Consider the following 20,321-nt stretch of genomic DNA (forward strand, 5'->3'; position numbering starts at 1 on the left):
GAGAGAATGGATACATTAACACTGGTTGTGACCTCGGTTGGCTCGGTTTTAATGCTGCTGTTTTTAGTGATGAAGGCGCGTTTACACGCTTTTGTTGCGCTGATGTTGGTGTCGATTGCTGCGGGGATAGGCTCGGGCATGCCGCTGGATAAAATTGCCGACACCATGCAAAAAGGTATGGGTGGCACGCTGGGCTTCTTAGCCGTGGTGGTGGCGTTGGGGGCTATGTTTGGCAAAATCTTGCATGAAACGGGAGCGCTGGATCAGATCGCGGTGAAGTTACTGGATCTATTTGGCCAGAGCCGCGCCAATTATGCTCTAGGGATTGCTGGCTTGATTTGCACGCTGCCGCTATTTTTTGATGTGGCGGTGGTGCTGTTGATTGGGGTGGTGTTTGCCGTGGCCCGTCGCACGGGGGGTAATGTGGTCAAGCTGGCGATTCCGCTATTTGCCGGTGTGGCCGCCGCCGCCGCTTTCCTTTTGCCAGGCCCAACCGCCATGCTGTTGGCTTCGCAAATGAAGGCTGATTTTGGCTGGATGATTGTTTTAGGCTTGGCTGCGGCCATCCCTGGCATGCTGCTCGCTGGGCCAATTTACGGTAACTTTATTAGCAAACATGTACACCTGCCGCTGCCAGCAGATGTGAGTGAGCCTAGTTTGGGTAAGGGGCAAATGCCGTCGTTTGGTTTTAGCTTAGCGCTGGTGTTGTTTCCACTAGTGTTAGTTGGCATGAAAACCATTGTGGCGCGTTTTGTTGATCCAAGCGGCAGCGCTTATCAATGGTTGCAGTTGATTGGCCATCCTTTTATTGCTATTTTGGCCGCATGTTTACTCGCTATCTATGGCCTCGCTTTGCGCCGTGGTATGAGCAAAGATAAGGTGATGGAGGTCTGCAGTGCGGCCTTGCAGCCTGCGGGAATTATCTTGTTGGTCACCGGTGCCGGTGGTGTGTTTAAACAAGTGTTAGTTGATTCTGGTGTAGGCCCTGCCTTGGGTAATGCCTTGATTGGTGCAGGCTTGCCAATCGCGGTGGCATGTTTTGCCTTGGCGGCAATGGTGCGGGTGATTCAAGGCTCGGCTACCGTGGCATGCTTAACCACCGTAGGCTTGGTTTTACCCGTGATCGAATTAGCGGGCTATTCAGGCGCACAGCTAGCGGCATTATCTATTTGTATCGCCGGTGGCTCGATTGTATTAAGCCATGTGAATGATTCAGGCTTCTGGTTATTTGGTAAATTTACAGGGGCCAATGAGCTGCAAACATTAAAAACCTGGACTGTAATGGAAACCATCCTTGGCACGACAGGGGCATTGGTCGGTATGGCGGCCTTTACTATGCTGTCATAGCCATTGATCGAAACGGCATAAAAAAGCCCAGTCTTTGATAAAGGCTGGGCTTTTTAGCGCCTATCTATCGCATGGGCTATGCCATACTTTTACATGTTTTAAGCAACTTGCAGCACAATCTTGCCACGGGCGCGGCCGCTTTCGCTGCGCTCATGGGCAAGAGCGGCTTGAGCTAATGGGAACACGCTGTCGATGACCACTTTGATGTGCCCAGCATCAAGCAATGTCGCAATTTCGCTTAATTGAGTTGCATTAGGCTGCACAAAGCAAAATTGGGCGTTCACTTGGTGTTTTTGCGCGGTAGCGGCATCGGGTTCGTCGCAAATGGAGACAAGCCTACCGCCCACTTTTAGTGTTTGCCAGCTTTGGGCCAGAATATCGCCGCCCATGGTGTCAAACACCACGTCTAGATCGCGTAAATCTACGAAGTTGGCTTGGGTGTAATCAATGACATGGTCGGCACCGTGGGCGCTGACCAATTCGGCGTTTTTACCGGAGGTGGTGGTATACACCTCGGCACCACGCCACTTGGCGAGCTGAATCGCAAATAGGCCCACACCGCCTGCTCCGGCATGGATTAATACTTTTTCGCCCGCTTGCAATTTTGCTATTTCAAATAGCGCTTGCCATGCCGTCAGCGCGGCTAAAGGCACGGCTGCTGCTTGTTGCCAGTCTAGACTTTGTGGTTTTTTTGCAATTTCACTGGCCCTAACGGCAACAAACTCGGCATACGCGCCATTGCGGGCAATATCTGGGCGGGAATATACGGCATCGCCGATTTTCCAGCCTGTGATTTGCTCGCCTAGGGCAACAATTTCACCAGCTACATCCCAGCCCAAAGTGAGCGGCATTTCATGAGACATGATGGATTGCAAATAGCCTTCACGGATTTTCCAATCCACTGGATTGACGCCCGCTGCGTGGACACGAATCAGCACATCATCAGCGTTAATCTGCGGTGTTGGCACATTTTCTAGCTGTAATACATCGCGTTGACCGTAGCTGTGTTGGCGAATGGCTTGCATGCTTGCTGTCATTTTTATTCTTCCAGTGGGTAAGTGAATGAGGCTAGTTTATCCATGAATCGCTGGATTGATTAGTACTGACAAAAGCATTACATTGTTGCCTTAACGGAATCAATCAGCTCGCAACACCAAAGGAAGCACGGATGACTCTTTCTCTAGATACTCTGCCAGGTTTGGCCTTGTTTTCCTGCGTGGTACGTCATGGCAGTTTGACGGGGGCCGCACAAGAGCTGGGCTTGAATCGTTCGTCCGTAAGTAAGCAGCTGGCGCGGTTTGAAGCTCAGCTTGGCGCAAAATTATTACAAAGAACAACGCGCAAGCTAGCGCTAACCGAGTTAGGCGAGCGGGTTTGGCAAGAGGCGCAAACGGTGGCTGCGGCGTTGGGTAATATCGATGCGATTACCGATGATTATCGGCAGAATGTGCGTGGGCGGCTAAAAGTGAGTTGCTCGTCGTCGCTAGCTAGGGTGCATTTAGTACCCTTACTTTCTTTATTTTCCCAGCGTTATCCAGAAGTTGATTTGCTCTTGCAATTGGAAGATCGTTTTGTGGATTTAACCACTGAGCAAGTCGATATCGCTATTCGGGTGGGCCATTTGCCAGATTCAACCTTGGTTGCACGTAAGCTGGGTGAATTGCAATTGCAGTTGGTTGCTAGCCCAGCCTATCTGGCACAGAAGGGCACGCCGCAAACACCAAGCGATTTGGCACAGCATGCTTGTCTATTTTACCAAAATGGCTCGCGCGCTATGAATCTATGGACTTTTTCTGGGCCATTAGGGGAGGAGAAAGTGCGGGTAAAGGGGCCTTTGGCGATGAATGATGCCTGTGCTTTGGTCGATGCGGCCACCCATGGGCTAGGTTTATTATTGATTGACCGCGCCTTATTAGCCGCGCCGCTTGCCAGTGGGCAATTGCTAGCGCTGCTGCCCGATTACCAGCTAGCAGTGGGCTTACCTGTGTATGCCGTCTACCCAGCACGCGATTGGCTTCCCGCCAAAGTAACCGCCTTTGTCGAGTTTATCGTCAGCGAATTTGCCCCTAGATTGGCAGTGCCCCGATAGCGAAACCCAAATTAACTCGGTATCAAGGGGCATTATCTCTTGGGGGCGCTCTTGAATGCACTGTTGATTCTTACAAACCGCCGTTTTCCATCATGGTGCGTATCACTCGGTTAAATGGCTCGATCCAATCTGAATCAAATTGCAGATCGGATGCGTTAACCTCGGCAATGGCGCGTAATACGGATTTGTTTTGCCCACGATGGCTGTGTTTTAGCATAACGGCCTCAAAAGCATCCACTAAGGCGATGATTTTTGCGCCTGGCACAATATCGTTGCCACTGAGTTTATTGGGGTAACCGGTGCCGTTGATGTTTTCGTGGTGCTGCAAACACATGGTTGATGCGTCGTGCCAGCCATCCATGCGGCTCAATAAACCGGCGGCCCAAGCAGGGTGATCAATGAGCTGGGCTCGCTCGGCATCGGTCATTCTGCCTACTTTTAGCCATAGCGATTCAGGCAAAAACATCATGCCAATATCGTGCATATAAACAGCCGCCTCTAGCTGGGTGCTAGAAACAACGCCGCCCGCGGCTTTATTTGTATTTAACGCTAATTGCAAATTACGTGCGGTGCGGCCACGGAACAAGGGTGAGCGCATTTCTAATTGCAGCGCCATATTGCGGAAAAAGCGCAAATCTTGGCTACGATCTTCATTAGAGCGCTCCACTTCATTACGTGAGCGATCAGGCATGACAATGACTGCTGCATGTTTAAAGCCTGTTACTGCTTCAATCAACCTAGCGCAAGCGGGATCAAGCTCCTCGGCTTGCAAGGTGGATAAGCCATCTAAGCCACGGGCTAGCGTGGGCAAGTGCAAACTGCTGGCGGAAGCATTATTACTGAGTGATTCTACGGCTTGCTCTAGCCTATCTAAGGTAAGCAGTAGCACTTCAGAAAGCACCTCCGTGAGTTGAATTTCGCCTGCGCGCATTCTAGCCAGTAGTGTTTCTATTCCATGCACTAAGGGAATCACAAACTCGACTCGGCATAATCCAGCATCGCCTTTTATATTATGAAACGCGCGGAATAAATCAGAGATCAACATCATCTTTCCGGGGTCACGCTTAAGCTCGGCAATGATTTGCTCAATGCGCGGGGCTAAATCCGCTAGGCTTTCCCGAAAATCTTGGAAAGTGTTGATATCGTGTATTTTTGGAACGAGTAAGCTGTCGTAGTTCATGGCGAGCTCCTTGGGGCTTATATAGCTTAAGCATAAGTCGCCATTACTGCAGAAGATATTCAAATTTGGGCTTTATTCTGTGCAGCGGCAGTTTTTGCTTGTCTTTGCTGGGTAATATTCGCGGCGTAAGATGTTAATCCTGCAACGACGCAGTGGGCATCAGGATTTAGAATGACTACTGCTGAAACGGAATTTTTGCATTGAATTGATTTCGATGTTGTTTCATCTCTCTCCTCTGTATGTATTTACGCCACCGAATCGGTGGCGTTTTTTTTTGTCTTAAAGGGTACAATAGCAGATTGCTCTTAAGAAAAGTTTCACGACCATGACTGAATCCATCCGCTTATCCAAACGCATGACTGAACTTGGCATGTGTTCACGCCGCGAGGCCGACGAATTTATTGAACAAGGCTGGGTAAAAGTCGATGGCGTGGTGGTGGACACGCTGGGCAGCCGCGTTGTTCCAGAACAAAAAATTACCCTAGAGCGCCAAGCTACTTTATTTCAAGCCGAACGTGCCACCATCCTGATGCATAAGCCCGTTGGCTATGTCTCTGGCCCCGCCGAGCCAGGTGAGCGCCCAGCTTGGACATTGATCAAAGCTGAAACACGCTTTATTGCCGATAAATCGGGCATCGTGTTTCTAAAAAAACATATGCATAATCTGGCCCCTGCTGGCCGCCTAGATGTTGATTCGTCGGGCTTATTAGTGCTGACGCAAGATGGCCGTATCGCTAAAAAGCTGCTGTCAGATGTAGATGTAGAGCGCGAATACGTGGTGCAAGTTGAAGGCTTTTTATCCGATGAAGGCATGAAGCAGCTAAATAATGGCCTAAGCCTAGATGAAGAGCGCCTTAAGCCCACTAAGGTGAGTTGGCAGAGCGAAGACGCATTGCGTTTTGTATTGCGCGAAAACCGCCCGCGCCAAATTCGCCGCATGTGTGAATTAGTGGGTTTAAAAGTAATCGCCATCCGCCGCCTGCGCATTGGCCGCGTATCGCTCTCTGATTTGCCTGTAGGCCAGTGGCGCTATTTGCGTATGGAAGAGCGCTTTTAAGCCATGCTAGAGCGTAAGTCCATGGTTTTGTAGGGTGCCAAAAGCGCTGCATGCGACGTTTATGTCGCCCAGCGAAAGGGCATTGCACCATTTTGCTTTGAATCATTGAGGGCAGACCACAATTAAATGTGGTCTGCCCTTATTTATTACGTTTATTAAACCTCGCCTCTTGCCTGATACATTGGCAGCAGCAGCTCTGCTGCTATCTCAGTAAATTTCTCATCGTTCAGCAGGCTTTGCCCGCGCCAAGCCATTTCATACCATGGCTCGCTTTCTTCCCCGCTAAAACCGCGCAGGCTGTTACCGTGCCAAGATTCAAAGGCGGCTTTCTTGGCTTTGTCAGTAGAGCCGTCATCCTGACTAAGCGCTTCAGCATATTTGGCGCTGCTGCGGGTGGCAAAGGGTAGGCGCTCTGCTTGGCCTTGCCAGTAGTATTGCAGCCATTTTTCTAGCTCTGCACTGGGGTTTTCTACCGCCCCAAAGCGCCAATGACCTTTTTGGCTGACGATGCGGGTTTCCTGTGCCACGCCATCAGGGCTGGCTAGGCACAGCGCAAGGTGTTTTAGCCAGCAGGCGATCAGCTCGATGGGGGAGTTGTGATCGGTCCAGATCATCACTTGGCCATTGGAGCGGAGTTGGTGCAAAGCGCCAGTTAAAATATGCCCAGCTAGCTCAAAGCGGAAAGAATACGGCGCGAGGGGCACATCGCTGATCAGTGGTTCGGCGGTGTTATACAGCTTAATCATGGTGGCAGATTGCTTGGCGGCGCTGATATCACCAAAGCCGCCGTGGGGTAGCAGGCCTGCGGCGCGGCCAGTGGCAATGGCGTCTGTGCTCCAGCCTTGCTCTAAGGATTGCCAAATCACGCTGTTTAGCTCGCTTTTGGCGGAGAAAGACAGGCTAAATGGCTCATTACTTTCAAACTCTACCGCCTCGGTGGCGAGGCGAATGCCGAGGCGATTCCTGAGCAAATAGCGGGTGGGGTTGCGCCAAAAAGACAGAAAATCGGCAAAGGCAATCGGCGCAAGCTCTGGCGGCGGCAAGGCCTCGCTCAGTACCGATATGGGCGCGTTTTGTGCTTGGCCCAGTTGCGTTGCGGCGGCAAACCACAGCGGTGAATACGCTGCCAGCCGCTGGTCTTTGAAATAGCGCGGGCTAAAGGGCTGGAGCGGATGCTCGATAATCAGATGGCTAAGCAGGCGTTCCCGCTCTAAGCGCCGCCATTTTAGTGCCTCATTGCCCAAGGCTGGCATGGGGGCGGCGTCTGCCAGCACAAAGCTTTTGCTCACCGCGTCGATTAAATCAGAGACCACCACCGATGGCGGAATCACGCCATTATCTTGAATCCCACGGCCTACATAACTGAGATACAGCACATCGCTGGCCGAAAGCAGGGTTTCTAAAAACAGATAGCGATCATCGGCACGGCGGGATCGATCGCCGTATTGCGGATTGTGTGCCATCAAATCAAAACCAGGCGGGCGGGATTCACGTGGGAAAGCGCCATCATTAAAGCCCAGCAGGGCAATCACTCTAAAGGGCAGGCAGCGCATCGGCACCATGGCGCAAAACGTCACCGCGCCGGTTAAAAATCCACCACTCGGAATCTTGCCGGATAGCGCACCATTCAGCCAGCTGCGCGGCACGGATAAATCCACCGGTGCAGCGTAGCCCGCCTCTTGGCTTTGCAGCGCGAATTCCATCACCTGCTCGCGCAGCTCGGCCATCAACACCACTTCATCATCGTCTGGCGCAAACAGCGCATCAATCAGAGCGATCAGCTTGATATGCCACTCTGCTGGGGTGTGCTCGCCAGATAGCGCCGCAGCTTGGGCAAACAGCGTTTCAGCAAAGGCCGCCAATCCAGCAGCCAGCTGAGCCTGATTGCCCGCCACGCCATTGCCTGGCAGGGTTCCGGCAAACAGCGGAGCCGCATGGTGAGCTACGCCAGCGGGCAGGGCAATACTAAGCAGCAATCTATCTAGGCCAAAGCGCCAAGTGTGCTCAAAAGTATTAGGTAGGCCTAGCTCGGCCTTATGCTCGCCATCTCTGCCCCAATGAATGCCCAGCTCATTGATCCAGCGATGAATGGTGGGCAGCTCGCTGGCGGGGATATCAAAACGGCGGGCAATGGCGGGAATATCCAGCAGAGCCATCATCCAATCGCTGGCAAACCGGCATTGCGGCAGGGTGAGCAGCTCTAATAGCGCTTGGGCGAGTGGGGCGGAATCGCGCAGGCTGCGGTCGGCAATGGCAAAGGGCACGTGCGGGTTTGGGTTTTTGTGTTGATCTGTTGCTGTTTTCCGCTGATCTGTTCGACCAAACACCGCCTCAATATAAGGAATGTAATGTTCGATATCGGGCATTAAAACCACAATATCGGCGGGGCTTAAGCTGGTATTCCGTTCAAACAAGGCCAGTAGTTGATCGTGCAGCACTTCTACTTCGCGCATGGCCGAATGGCAAACGTGGATTTGCAGCGATTTATCATCCAGCGCCACCCGTTGTGCGGTTTCGGGGCTGCGGGCCACCAGCTCTAGCACATCGCTTTTTAGCGTTTGCAGCAGTGTTTCATGGTTGCCTGGAAAGGCCGTGAAATACTCCATCATTTCTGGCTCGGCAATCAGCTGGTTAAAAAACTCCCGTCCCTGCTTGCCCCACACCGCCAGCAGCGGATTGCCAACCTCCAGATATAAATCATCCGGATCATAACCATCAGACAGCCGTGCTATTTCGGCCTGATCCCGAATCTCGCCCCAAGGAACGCTGCAAGGGTTGAGCGCATGGATAAACACCTCGCAGCGCTTGGATAGCGCCCGCAAAATCTCCATATACACCGGCGGCAGGCTAGAAATCCCAAACAGCGAAACGCGGCTGGGTAAATCTAAAGGGCGCGGGTCGAGCAGCCGCGCATGGGTGGCCGCCAGCAAAGCGCCACGATGCCCGCCATCCACACGAATATCCAGCTCATCTTTAGATAAATAACGCCACAGCGCCGCCTGCCAAGCCTCATCATCCCCCAGCCCCAAGTTCTGGTTTTTTTCCCAAGCCAGCAGCCAATCGGCGCGGTAAACCAGATACTGATCGAACACATCGGCAATCCGCGTGGCCAGCTCAAAGCGGCGAAAATCCCCGCCTTCACGCAAATAATTAAGCAATACCGGTGCATTAGGCTCTGAATCCAGCCAAGCCAATACCCGCCAACCCATAATCTCCCGCGAAAACGGTGATCTTTTCGGCAACTGCCCACCCAGCGTGCGCTGCATTAAATCCCAGAAAAAAGACGCCAACAGCGGATACCCCATCTGCGCTGTCATCCCTTGTTTTTCTGCCAAGCGAAAATTCAACCACCGCCCCATCCCCTTAGACTGCACCACAATCTTTTCCTGCTCAAAGGGGGACGCCAAAGGAGAAGTCTCTAACTGATGCGCCAGCGCCGCCAGCAGAACGTCGATACGGTTGGATTGGAATAGATGCAGCACGGATGGGGTCTCGGGGGGAGGGTAGGTAGGATCGTAGCAAACAAAATTAAGTATCTGAGAAATTATATTTTATATATTTTTTACAAAATATTAATTTACTGTTTGTTTTTTGAAATAATTTTGTAAGTTTTTTCGTAGTGTGTAAAAATATGCATATGGTTTTTGTGGTGATTATGTCTCTTATGTAACTAACATGGATTTTGGTTTGGGTTATTTATTTCTTATGTATGTTCATACACATTAAAGATAATTTAGTGTGATCAAGCTCAAAGAATTAGTAGCGCACGCTCATGTTGATAATTTATTTATAAGAGTGGTATTAATCAATTTTTATTTTAATGTTGCATGTTTTTTGGTGTTGTGATGATAGATCAATTGAAGCTGTTCGGTGATAGTTTAGGATGGATGTCTAACTTAATTGGTCTTCTTCCTTTATTTGCTATATATAAGTATTGGGGGAGGATGAAAATATATATTTTGGGATGTGAATTTAATAATGTCAAAGATTATGTTGATAAAGTTAATAGCTTGTCCATTCGCCCTAGTAATAGAGTTATAAAAATTGCAATTGTTGATGACGAGCCTCATGATTTTCCTGTTGAATATTTAAAACGGTGTAATTATGATGTCATAGTCTTTGAAGAAATATCATTGTCTGAGTATGAAAAATTCAGCAGCTACGATATTGTTTTCTTAGATATGATTGGTGTGGTTATAGAGGATAGGGATAAGGGGGCTTTAGAGTTAATTAAGCGAATTAAGGGGATGAATAACTCTCCATATGTAGTGGCTGTTTCTAAAACAACATTTGACCCAACTGTGACTGAGTATTTTAAGTTGGCTAATGATGTTGCGAAAAAGCCAATTGATTCAATTAAGTGTGATGATTTGATTAAATCATATAAAAATGAAGTTTCTTCGGAGGTTAACTCTAAAAAGGTTGATGAAATTCTTAATCAAAGGAGTGTCCCTACTAAAATGGCCAATAAGGTTACTTCTATTATTGTTGGTTATTTGGAGGGGAAGATGTCTGATGAAGTTTTCTTAAGGAGGATTAATTGTATTCCTGCTAATTTTGAAAAAGATAGTTTAATTTTTTTTGTTGGAAAAATTAAAGATGATTTGTCATGATTGAAATGTTGCTTAATAGTAATGCTGTTTATAGACCGTGGCCTGTTTTTTATAAAGATAAAAAATATGTTGGTCAAAAATTTGATATGCCTAGTTGTTGTACTGATAAATGTTTCTTGGGGAGTAATACTTCATGTCAATGTGAACATGGATTTTCATTTTTAAAGAAGAAAATAGGCGGGTTTGATGTTGTTATTGCGGGGGTTTATGAAGATATTGACCTAGTGTCTAAGTGGTTTAGGCCTTATACAAAGGGGAGAAAGTTTACAAGTAAAGATATTGATGCTTGGGCTGTTGATTTTTCTCATCTTTTGAGGGATTTTAATAAACAAAAAGAAGTTGCATTTAGTGATTCAATGCGGCCATTGCATGAGATTAGTAAATGGTCAGGGCAAGTTTATTCGATTGCACATAGAATGATTAGCACTAATTCAACAGCAAGCTTTGAGGATGATTTTTCTAAGGCAAGTAGCGATAAAAAAGCAATATTTAAATCTTCGAAAATGCTTGTTGATTCTTTTGATAGTATCTCCATTTATTTTAACACAGAGTCTGCGGCATATGGAAAAAAAAGGCCAACTGATGTTTATAGGCTTGTGCATAAGATAGCAATAATTTTGGGTCATGCTGAAGCCTCTGCTAGTAATAGGAAGATTAAAATATTAGGCGAGAGTAGAAGGAATTATGATGTTTTTGAGTCGTTTAAAATAATTCCATTGAGTTTGCTTCAAAATGCAATTAAATATTCTAGCAGTAAAGATATTGAAGTAAAATTTGAAGAAAATATTAACTCATTGAAAGTCATATTTTTATCTTATGGGCCACTGATTAGTAATGATGAGAAAAATAATTTATTTAACAAAGGTTTTCGAGGGAAGTGGGCCTCTCAAATTCACCATGAAGGAATGGGTATGGGATTGTATACTGCGAAAATTGTTGCTGATGCAAATAATATTGATCTTGTAGTTATAAGTGATTATTGTGGTTATGACGTTTCTTGTATTCCTCAAGCTTGCAATAGGTTTGAGTTGACTTTTAAATGTTAAATTATTCATTAATTTAAATAAATTTGGACTTTTTATTTAAACTAAACCCCATGCCTAAACCCAAACTCCCCCCATTAAACGATGCCATCCGTGCCGATTTGTTTACCCATCTGGCAACGATGGAAAAAGCAGGCTTGCCGGTGGCGCAGGCTTTTTTATCGTTGCGGCTGGCAAAAGCAGCCCAGCCTCGGGTCGACGAGGCGCGTAAGTGGTTGGGGCGGGGTAAGGATGTGGCGGCGGCAGGGCGGATGGCGGGCTTGTTTAGCGATCTGGAAGCGGATTTGCTGCACGCGGCGATCAGCGCGGGCAGCCCTGCGCATACTTACTTTCGCCTAGCTGAGCGCTATGCGCTGAAAGCCAGATTAAGCAAGCAGATGCGCTCCAAAATGATGCTGCCCATCGTTGTATTTGTGCTGGCTTTGCTGGTGCAGCCGCTGCCTGATTTGGTTTTGGGCGCGCTTAGCCCGGCTGCTTATTTGTGGCGCTGCCTGCGGCCGATGCTGTTTTTTATCAGCCTCTATGGTTTGTTCAGAGGGGTTTCAGATTGGCTGGAAGTCGCGCAGCCGTCGCGTTTACGGCTGCAGCTTGAAACAATGCTGATCAAAATGCCGCTGTTTGGGGCCATGCATGTGCGGCGTAATGCGCGGGATTTTTTTGAGAGCATGGCGCTGATGCTGGAAGCGGGGCTGCCGATGTTTGATGCCCTGCCCAAGGCGAATCGGGCGATTCATAATCAGCTGATCCGCAGCGAATACAGCCGTATTTTGCCTAAAATGCAGCGCGGGGATAGCCTAGCCAAAGCTCTAGACCAGCAGATTTTTTTGGGTGAGGAGCGGGTGATTGGCTTTGTGCAAACAGGGGAAGCTAGCGGCACTTTGCCAGAAATGCTGCTGCGGCATGTAAATATAGAAAGCGAGCATATCGCTGATTTTCAAAGCAAAGTGGCTGAGTGGTTCCCGCGCATTGTATACGGCTTGCTGATGCTGTGGATGGCTTATGGCATGCTGGCAGGGAATGGCGCTGCTGTGCCAGAGATGCCTGCGGATCTGTAGGCTATATGTAATTTTCTGTGGTTTTTTTGACAATTTTTTGGCTTATTTGTTTGACTTGTTTGTAAGTAAAAGCTATGATCCGCGCTCTTGACGGAGAGTTGGCCGAGTGGTCGAAGGCACTCCCCTGCTAAGGGAGCATACGGGCAAAACCTGTATCGAGGGTTCGAATCCCTTGCTCTCCGCCAGGTACCCCATTAATCGCCTAGGTTGGTGGGAAATAATTTAGATTCAATGCATGTCGCCCTTGTTGATCAAGGGTTTTTTTTCGTCTGGACCTTGCCAAGGTCGGTGTTTTTCTGTGCAATATTCTTTGTTTATCTGATACAAGCTCGGGCAAAAACTGTTTTAAGTCAGATATATTCTTGCTAGACCACCTAGGTATTTGCTGACTGCTAGAATAAGCAAATAGGAGGGTTTATGACGGCATCCTTTGATTTTAATCGCTCACCTTTTAGTAGCTTAACGGCTGCTGAGCGCGATCGCTTGTCAGCTGCGCTGGATATTAGTTATTTTGCGGCGGGTCATTTTATTCAGCAGCTAGGGCAGCAGGTGGATGCGCTGCTGGTGGTGATGAAAGGGTTGGTCAGTGAAGAGGGCACAGGGGATGAGGCGGTTTTTTACGGCGCTTTTGATGTGCTGGATAGCAAATCACTGCTCAGTGCCAAGGCTTGCGGCACTTTGCGGGCGGTAGAGGACACGCTGCTCTGGCATATTAAACGCGATGTGGTGATGCAAATCAGCGATGCTAATCGCCAGTTTGCGGCGTTTTTTTATGCCGATGTGGCCCGCAAGCTGGCGGCGCTAGATCGCCCAGTGCAAGAGCTGCAGCCACGGGTGGGCGATGCCGTGTTACACCCGCCCTGTTGGTTGGCAGAAAGCGCCAGCGTGCTGGATGCCGCAAAGCTAATGAAAAGCACGCACAGCCGTGCGGTGCTGGTGCAAGAAGCTGCGGGCGTGGGGATTTTTACTCAAAGTGATTTACGCAATGTGGTGGCCGATGGGCTGGATGCGCAGCATGAAGCCATTTATCGCCATATCAGCCGCCAGCTGATTTGTGTAAAGGCCGAAGACGATCTGCATCACGCCATGCTGCTGATGATGCGTCATTCAGTGCAAAGGCTGATTGTGCAGCAAGACGAGCAGATTTGCGGCGTGCTAGAGCAGATTGATCTGATGTCGGCGCTGGCCAATAACCCGCGCAGCATTACCGCCCAAATTGGCCGCGCCCAGCATCCTAGTGCATTACTGGCTGCGGTTAAAAGCACGCAGCAGCTGATTATTTCCCTAAACCGCAGCGGTATGAAGATCACTTTACTGGCCGAGCTGCTGGCCGAAATTCGCCATCGCTTATTTAGTAAGCTTTTTAGCCTGCTGGCTCCGCCGGAGATGCTGCCGCATGTGTGCCTGCTGGTTTTAGGCTCGGAAGGGCGGGGCGAGCAGATTTTAAATACCGATCAAGACAATGCGCTGATTATTGCCGATGGCTATCAGCACCCAGATTTGCAACGGGTTTGCGATGAGTTTACGGCTCATTTAATTGAGCTGGGTTATCCGCCATGCCCTGGCGGGGTGATGATTTCTAATCCTGCGTGGCGGCAAAGCGTCAGCGCTTATAAGCGCCAAATGGATGAATGGAGCCGCTCTGCCAGTAGTGAAAACGTGATGAATATGGCGATCTGGCTGGATGCTCGGCCTGTTTGCGGGCAAAGCGCTTTATTTGATGAGTTAGGCGATTATTTAACGGATGGCGTGGCCGATAACGCGGCCTTTTTATCCCGCTTCGCGTTTCCTATTGAGCAATTTGCCACGCCAATTAATTTGTTTTCTCGGTTAATTGCCCACGCGGGCGCAGATAAAAACTGCCTAGATTTAAAAAAAGGCGGTATTTTTCCGCTAGTGCATGGCGTGCGCAGCTTGGCTTTGCAATATCAAATTAAAGAAACCAATAGCTATCGGCGGATTCAAAGCCTGATGGCGCTTGGGCATTTAAATGAAAGCTTTGGCCGAGATATCAGCGAATCTTTGGCATTTTTACAGGGCTTGCAGCTTAAATTAGGGCTGGCTAGGCAGGCAATGGGTAAGCCGATCGATAATCTGCTTGATCCAGCACAGCTCACTACCCTAGAGCGCGAGCTGCTTAAAGATACGCTTGGGGTGGTAAAGCAATTTCGGCAATTAATGAGCCATCACTTTAAGCTAGGCATGCTATGAAATGGCTGCAAGACGGGGTGCAGAAGTGGCGGCGATCGCGCGCGCTGGCTGGCTTACGTGATCCGCAATTTGCATTTTTATGGGATCAGCCACCGGCTGGAGAGTACGTTAGCTTAGATTGTGAAATGAGCTGCTTAGACCCTAAGCTGGCCGAGATTATCAGCATTGCGGCGATTCTGATTAAGGATCAGCGCATTTTGCTTTCAGAAACATGGACGGTTCTAGTTAAGCCCGCTGGGCAAATCAACCCCGCCAGCATTCCCGTACACGGTTTACGCCACCAAGATGTGCAAGATGGCTTAGCACTTGCAGATGCCTTGGCGCAGCTACTGCATTTTATCGGCCCAAGGCCTATCGTGGGCTATTACCTAGAGTTTGATCTGGCGGTGATTAATCGCAGCTTAAAGCTGGGCGTGGCGCTGCCGAATCAGGCGATAGATATTTCTGGGTTATTTTATGACCGAATGGTGAGCGCGCATCGCCCTGAGGTGGATCTAAGCCTTAGCCATATCTTGCTCAGCTTAGATATCCCAGACCTGCCTAGGCATAACCCAGTTAACGACGCGCTTTTGGCTGCAATGGCGTTTTTAAAGCTGCGGGTTTAGACAGCGCATGGTTTTGTTGGGAGGCAAAACCATGCGCCAGCTAGCGCTTATTTCCACATATTTAAAGTTTTGGCCAAATACTGCCCAGTATGGCTTTCGGTGCAAGCCGCTAGCTCTTCTGGGGAGCCGCTCATCAGGATACGTCCACCGCCTGCGCCGCCTTCGGGCCCTAGATCAATCACCCAGTCTGCGGTTTTCACCACATCCAGATTATGCTCGATCACCACCACGGTATTGCCGTGCTCACGCAGGCGATGCAGCACGGTCAGTAGTTGGTCGATATCGTGGAAATGCAAGCCGGTGGTTGGCTCATCCAAGATATACAGGGTGCGGCCGGTATCGCGTTTGGATAGCTCCAGTGCTAGCTTCACCCGCTGTGCTTCACCACCAGACAGCGTAGTGGCGCTTTGGCCTAAGCGGATGTAATCCAAGCCTACATCAGTCAGCGTTTTCAGCTTACGCGCCACCGTAGGTACGGCGGCAAAGAACTCCAGCGCCTGCTCTACCGTCATTCCCAATACTTCGGTGATGTTTTTGCCCTTGTACTGTACTTCCAGCGTTTCGCGGTTGTAACGCTTGCCGTGGCACACATCGCAAGGCACGTACACGTCTGGCAGAAAGTGCATTTCCACCTTCAGTACGCCATCGCCTTGGCACGCTTCACAGCGGCCGCCTTTCACGTTAAAGCTAAAGCGTCCTGGCCCGTAGCCGCGTTCACGGCTGGTGGGTACACCGGAAAATAGCTCACGAATCGGCGTAAACATGCCGGTATAGGTAGCAGGGTTAGAACGCGGGGTGCGGCCAATTGGCGATTGATCGACGTTAATCACTTTATCAAAGTGCTCTAAGCCCGTGATGCTTTCAAACGGTGCAGGCTCCCCAGATGCGCCGTTGAGTTCTTTCGCGGCGATGGTGTAAAGCGTGTCATTAATCAGGGTAGATTTACCCGAGCCTGATACACCGGTAATGCACACAAACAAGCCTACTGGTAGTTTCAGCTCAACTTGTTTCAGGTTATTACCCGTTGCACCTTTCAGCGATAGCCATTTTTCTGGATCGGGCTGGCGGCGAACTTCTGGGATCGCAATTTTGCGAGCACCCGATAAAAACTGCCCAGTGATCGAGCGTGGCTCGTTCATGATGTCTTCAGGCGTGCCCGCCGCTACCACTTCACCACCATGCACACCGGCACCTGGGCCCATATCCACTAGATAATCGGCCATGCGGATCGCGTCTTCATCGTGTTCAACCACAATCACGGTGTTGTCCAAGTCGCGCAGATGGCGCAGCGTGCCCAGCAGGCGGTCGTTATCGCGCTGATGCAGGCCAATGGATGGCTCGTCCAGTACATACATCACGCCGGTCAGGCCAGAGCCAATCTGGCTGGCAAGGCGAATCCGCTGTGCTTCACCACCGGATAGTGTATCGGCGCTGCGATCCAGGCTGAGGTAATCCAAGCCAACGTTGACCAAAAAGCCCAAGCGTTCGCGAATTTCTTTCACAATTTTTTCAGCAATTTGCCCCTTAGCGCCTGTGAGCGTAAGGGCCGCAAAATAGCCTGCGGTTTCTTTCAAGGCCATTTTGCTGACTTCGTGCAGATTACATTCGCCAACGCGCACATTACGCGCTTCAATCCGCAGCCTTGCGCCTTCGCAATGCGGACAGGGCTGGTTGTTTTGATACTTGGCTAATTCTTCACGCACCGCCATCGAGTCGGTTTCAACATAACGGCGTTCCAGATTGGGAATAATCCCTTCAAAGGCATGCGAGCGCGATACTTTATTGCCGCGCTCGTTCATATAGGTGAAAGCAATTTCCTCAGTACCTGAGCCGTGTAATACCGCTTGCTGCACTTCGGCAGTCAGCTCCGTCCACGCTTCACTGACATCAAAGCCATAGTGCTCAGCAATGCTGGTTAGCATCTGGAAGTAAAATTGATTACGTTTATCCCAGCCCTTAATCGCCCCTGCCGCTAGGCTTAAATCAGGGTGAGCCACCACACGCTTAGGATCAAAGAAAGTAATCTGGCCAAGGCCTTCGCACTTTGGGCAAGCGCCCATTGGATTATTAAACGAGAATAAGCGCGGCTCTAGCTCGGGCAGGCTGTAGCTACAAATCGGGCAGGCAAACTTGGCGGAGAACCAGTGCTCTTTGCCGCTATCCATTTCCAAAGCAATCGCGCGGCCTTCGGCGTGGCGCAGCGCGGTTTCAAACGATTCGGCCAAGCGCTGCTTGATGTCTTCGCGCACTTTAAGCCGATCGACCACCACTTCGATGGTGTGCTTTTTGTTTTTATCTAGCTTAGGCGTTTCTTCTAGCTCGCAGATTTCGCCGTCCACGCGAACTCGCACAAAGCCTTGCGCACGCAGCTCGTCAAATAGATCAACATTTTCACCTTTTTTACCGACCACTACTGGTGCCAGAATCATCAGCTTGGTTTCTTCCGGCAGGGCTAAGACGTGATCGACCATCTGGCTAACGGTTTGCGATTGCAGTGGCTGCTTATGCTCGGGGCAGTAGGGCGTGCCAACGCGGGCAAATAACAGCCGCAGATAATCGTGGATCTCGGTGACTGTACCAACAGTGGAGCGCGGATTATGACTGGTGGCTTTTTGCTCGATGGAGATCGCTGGGCTAAGGCCCTCAATCAAATCCACATCGGGTTTTTCCATCAATTGTAAAAATTGCCGCGCATAAGCGGATAGCGATTCTACATAGCGACGCTGGCCTTCGGCGTAGAGCGTATCAAACGCCAAAGACGATTTGCCCGAGCCGGAAAGCCCCGTAATCACAACTAAACTGCCGCGTGGCAGGTCGAGATTAACGTTTTTTAAATTGTGCGTGCGAGCGCCGCGAATGCGAATTTGCGGGGCTTCGGATGATTCGATACGACGGTACGACATAAAGGCCGGTATCTGCAGTAAAGAGGAATCGGATAATATACCGGACTTTCCTGTCAAAAGTGCGTTGGAAGCATTTACTTGACCATTACATTTGTATCTTTAATGCTTATTGCAAACCTTGTTGTTCCACGAAAAACACGAAAAGCACTAAAAACGGCGTGAATCCACTGAATAAGTGGATGATCTGTGGCCTGTTCGTAATTTTCGTGTTTTTCGTGGATAAAAACAGTTTTTTTGCCCCCGACATTGATATTTGAAGCCCATGACTCCTCTAGAACTACGTGCCTCGCTTGGCTTAGCCGGGCTTTATGCCTTGCGTATGCTGGGAATGTTTCTGATCTTGCCGGTGTTTGCGGTTTACGCTGGCAAACTACCCGGTGGCGATAATCATACGATGGTTGGTTTGGCGTTTGGCGCTTATGGCCTCACGCAAGCCTTATTGCAACTGCCTTTTGGCATGTGGTCGGATCGGGTTGGCCGCAAAAAAGTCATCTATATCGGCCTTGCCCTCTTTGCCGTGGGCAGCATCATGTGTGCTATGGCTGATCATGTGGCATGGCTGATTGTGGGCCGCGCCGTGCAAGGGGCGGGGGCTATTTCTGCGGCGATTACCGCACTGCTGGCCGATTTAACTCGCGAAGAAAACCGCACCAAGGCCATGGCGATGATTGGCGGTAGTATTGCCAGCACCTTTGCGATTTCTTTGGTGGCTGCGCCCACCTTGGCGGCATGGATAGGCTTACCAGGCATCTTTTTGCTGACCGCCGGTTTAACCATTGCCGCCATGATTGGCGTGAAGCAGATTATTCCTAACCCAACCATTTCGCGTTTTCATTCTGACGCCGAAATCAGCGCCACCCGCCTGCCTGCCGTATTGCGCCACCCGCAGCTATTACGTATGAACTACGGCGTGTTTGCCCTGCATGCCGCACAAATGGCTATGTTTACCGTGATGCCGCTGCTGCTGACTAAATTAGGCGGGCTAGAGTTAGAGCATCATTGGTGGGTGTATTTACCGGTGGTGCTGGTTAGCTTTGTGCTGATGGTACCCGCAGTGATTTATGGTGAAAAAAAACAACACTTAAAAGAAGTGTTTATTTTTGCCATCAGCCTGATGCTGCTCGCCCAGCTGGGCATGGCGCTGTATATGCCTAATCTGACCATGATTGTGGTGTGGTTGTCGGTGTACTTTATTGCGTTTAATATTTTAGAAGCCACCCAGCCTAGCCTTATTTCTAAAATTGCCCCAAGCGATGCCAAGGGTACGGCGATGGGTGTTTACAATACTTGCCAATCCTTGAGCATGTTTTTAGGCTCGGCAATTGCGGGCTGGCTGTATCAGCAGCATGGCAGCGTCACTGCTATCTTTTTGCTGTGTGCTGCACTGATGGTGATCTGGCTGTTTTTTGCCGCAGGCATGCAGCCGCCGCTGCCGGTTAAAACACAAATGTTCCATATTGGCGATAATTGGGAAGGCAGCGCACAGGCTCTGTCTGTTAAACTTGCCGCTATTGACGGTGTAAAAGAAGCCGTTGTGTTAATTGACGAACGCGTGGCCTTGCTGAAAGTTCTGCAAACAGGCTGGGACGAAGCTGCGGCGCGGCAACTTATTGAAGAGACGGCAGGTTTAACCACCCCGTCTGCCCCGTAAAAGATTAAAAAAGAGATAAACAAATGGCTTCACTAAATAAAGTAATTTTGATCGGCAACCTAGGCAAAGACCCAGAAAATCGCTTCCTGCCATCGGGTGGTGCGGTATGTAATTTCAGCATTGCCACCACCGAAAGCTGGAAAGACAAAGCCACCGGTCAAAAGCAAGAAAAAACCGAATGGCACAATATCACCATGTACAACCGCCTGGCCGAAATCGCGGCGCAGTACCTGAAAAAAGGCTCATCGGTTTACATCGAAGGCCGTCTGCAAACCCGCAAATGGCAAGATAAAACCACCGGCCAAGACCGCTACACCACCGAAATCATCGCCGACCAAATGCAAATGCTCGGTGGCCGCAGCGGCAATAGCAGCGGCCCAGCCGATACCGGCTATGACGATGGCGGCTTTAACCAGCAGCCGGCTTATCAGCCACAACAAGCCGCCCCAGCGCCTGCCCGCCGCCCAGCACCTGCACCCGCTGCCGCAGCACCAAAAAGCTTTGATGATTTTGAGGATGATATTCCCTTCTGATTCGCGGTATTGCCTGAGTGTAAAAATTTCAACC

The 20,321-nt window shown here is 49.8% G+C and carries 14 protein-coding genes and 1 tRNA gene; 11 read left to right on the forward strand and 4 right to left on the reverse strand.

Annotation, left to right across the window (positions count from 1 at the left end; all coding sequences use genetic code 11):
* Nucleotides 1–6 precede the first annotated feature (6 nt).
* On the forward strand, nt 7–1,347 hold the full coding sequence (gntU, locus tag R6242_RS09070; RefSeq protein ID WP_318426148.1) for a gluconate transporter: 1,341 nt from the start codon (nt 7–9) through the stop codon (nt 1,345–1,347).
* A 98-nt stretch (nt 1,348–1,445) separates the two neighbouring features.
* On the opposite strand, the gene R6242_RS09075 is transcribed toward gntU, so the two are convergent.
* The gene (locus R6242_RS09075) at nt 1,446–2,384 is read right to left on the reverse strand and encodes an NADP-dependent oxidoreductase (protein WP_318426149.1); all 939 of its coding nucleotides are present in this window, start codon (nt 2,382–2,384) and stop codon (nt 1,446–1,448) included.
* Between the two features lie 131 nt (nt 2,385–2,515).
* Between R6242_RS09075 and R6242_RS09080 the strand changes: the two genes are divergently transcribed.
* Entirely contained in the window at nt 2,516–3,436 is a 921-nt protein-coding gene (locus R6242_RS09080) for a LysR family transcriptional regulator (RefSeq protein ID WP_318426150.1), read from the forward strand.
* Between the two features lie 70 nt (nt 3,437–3,506).
* Here the strand turns inward: R6242_RS09080 and R6242_RS09085 are convergent, their stop codons facing one another.
* The gene (locus R6242_RS09085) at nt 3,507–4,616 is read right to left on the reverse strand and encodes an HD-GYP domain-containing protein (RefSeq protein WP_293930960.1); all 1,110 of its coding nucleotides are present in this window, start codon (nt 4,614–4,616) and stop codon (nt 3,507–3,509) included.
* 325 nt (nt 4,617–4,941) lie between these two features.
* Here R6242_RS09085 and R6242_RS09090 point away from each other — a divergent pair, with 325 nt between their 5' ends.
* Nucleotides 4,942–5,673, forward strand: a complete 732-nt coding sequence (locus R6242_RS09090) for a pseudouridine synthase (protein WP_293930962.1) — start codon at nt 4,942–4,944, stop codon at nt 5,671–5,673.
* Between the two features lie 155 nt (nt 5,674–5,828).
* On the opposite strand, the gene recC is transcribed toward R6242_RS09090, so the two are convergent.
* Nucleotides 5,829–9,155 carry an exodeoxyribonuclease V subunit gamma gene (gene recC, locus R6242_RS09095; protein ID WP_318426151.1) on the reverse strand — a complete coding sequence of 1,109 codons (3,327 nt, stop codon included), beginning with the start codon at nt 9,153–9,155 and terminating at the stop codon, nt 5,829–5,831.
* Between the two features lie 363 nt (nt 9,156–9,518).
* Here recC and R6242_RS09100 point away from each other — a divergent pair, with 363 nt between their 5' ends.
* The 6 genes from R6242_RS09100 (at nt 9,519) to R6242_RS09125 (ending at nt 15,200) form a co-directional block, all read left to right on the forward strand.
* A complete protein-coding gene (locus R6242_RS09100; RefSeq protein ID WP_318426152.1) occupies nt 9,519–10,286 on the forward strand; it encodes a response regulator in 768 nt (255 codons plus the stop codon).
* The gene (locus R6242_RS09105; protein ID WP_318426153.1) at nt 10,283–11,332 is read left to right on the forward strand and encodes an ATP-binding protein; all 1,050 of its coding nucleotides are present in this window, start codon (nt 10,283–10,285) and stop codon (nt 11,330–11,332) included. The genes R6242_RS09100 and R6242_RS09105 overlap by 4 nt, the downstream gene beginning before the upstream one ends.
* Before the next feature lie 50 nt (nt 11,333–11,382).
* Complete coding sequence (locus tag R6242_RS09110; protein ID WP_318426154.1) at nt 11,383–12,384, forward strand: type II secretion system F family protein; 1,002 nt, start codon at nt 11,383–11,385, stop codon at nt 12,382–12,384.
* A gap of 92 nt (nt 12,385–12,476) precedes the next feature.
* Nucleotides 12,477–12,569: transfer RNA gene (locus tag R6242_RS09115), tRNA-Ser, on the forward strand.
* 232 nt (nt 12,570–12,801) lie between these two features.
* Nucleotides 12,802–14,595, forward strand: a complete 1,794-nt coding sequence (locus R6242_RS09120; RefSeq protein WP_318426155.1) for a putative nucleotidyltransferase substrate binding domain-containing protein — start codon at nt 12,802–12,804, stop codon at nt 14,593–14,595.
* On the forward strand, nt 14,592–15,200 hold the full coding sequence (locus tag R6242_RS09125) for a 3'-5' exonuclease (RefSeq protein ID WP_318426156.1): 609 nt from the start codon (nt 14,592–14,594) through the stop codon (nt 15,198–15,200). Before R6242_RS09120 ends, R6242_RS09125 begins: the two co-directional genes overlap by 4 nt.
* Before the next feature lie 47 nt (nt 15,201–15,247).
* Here the strand turns inward: R6242_RS09125 and uvrA are convergent, their stop codons facing one another.
* Nucleotides 15,248–18,103, reverse strand: a complete 2,856-nt coding sequence (gene uvrA, locus R6242_RS09130) for an excinuclease ABC subunit UvrA (protein WP_318426157.1) — start codon at nt 18,101–18,103, stop codon at nt 15,248–15,250.
* A 262-nt stretch (nt 18,104–18,365) separates the two neighbouring features.
* Between uvrA and R6242_RS09135 the strand changes: the two genes are divergently transcribed.
* A complete protein-coding gene (locus tag R6242_RS09135) occupies nt 18,366–19,754 on the forward strand; it encodes an MFS transporter (RefSeq protein WP_318426158.1) in 1,389 nt (462 codons plus the stop codon).
* Nucleotides 19,755–19,777: 23 nt separating this feature from the next.
* Nucleotides 19,778–20,287 (forward strand): single-stranded DNA-binding protein, encoded by a 510-nt coding sequence (ssb, locus tag R6242_RS09140; protein ID WP_293930979.1) that lies wholly within the window; start codon nt 19,778–19,780, stop codon nt 20,285–20,287.
* The last annotated feature ends 34 nt before the right edge of the window (nt 20,288–20,321 follow it).

The sequence above is a fragment of the Iodobacter sp. CM08 genome (assembly GCF_033446605.1).
In the GTDB taxonomy this organism is placed as follows: domain Bacteria; phylum Pseudomonadota; class Gammaproteobacteria; order Burkholderiales; family Chitinibacteraceae; genus Iodobacter.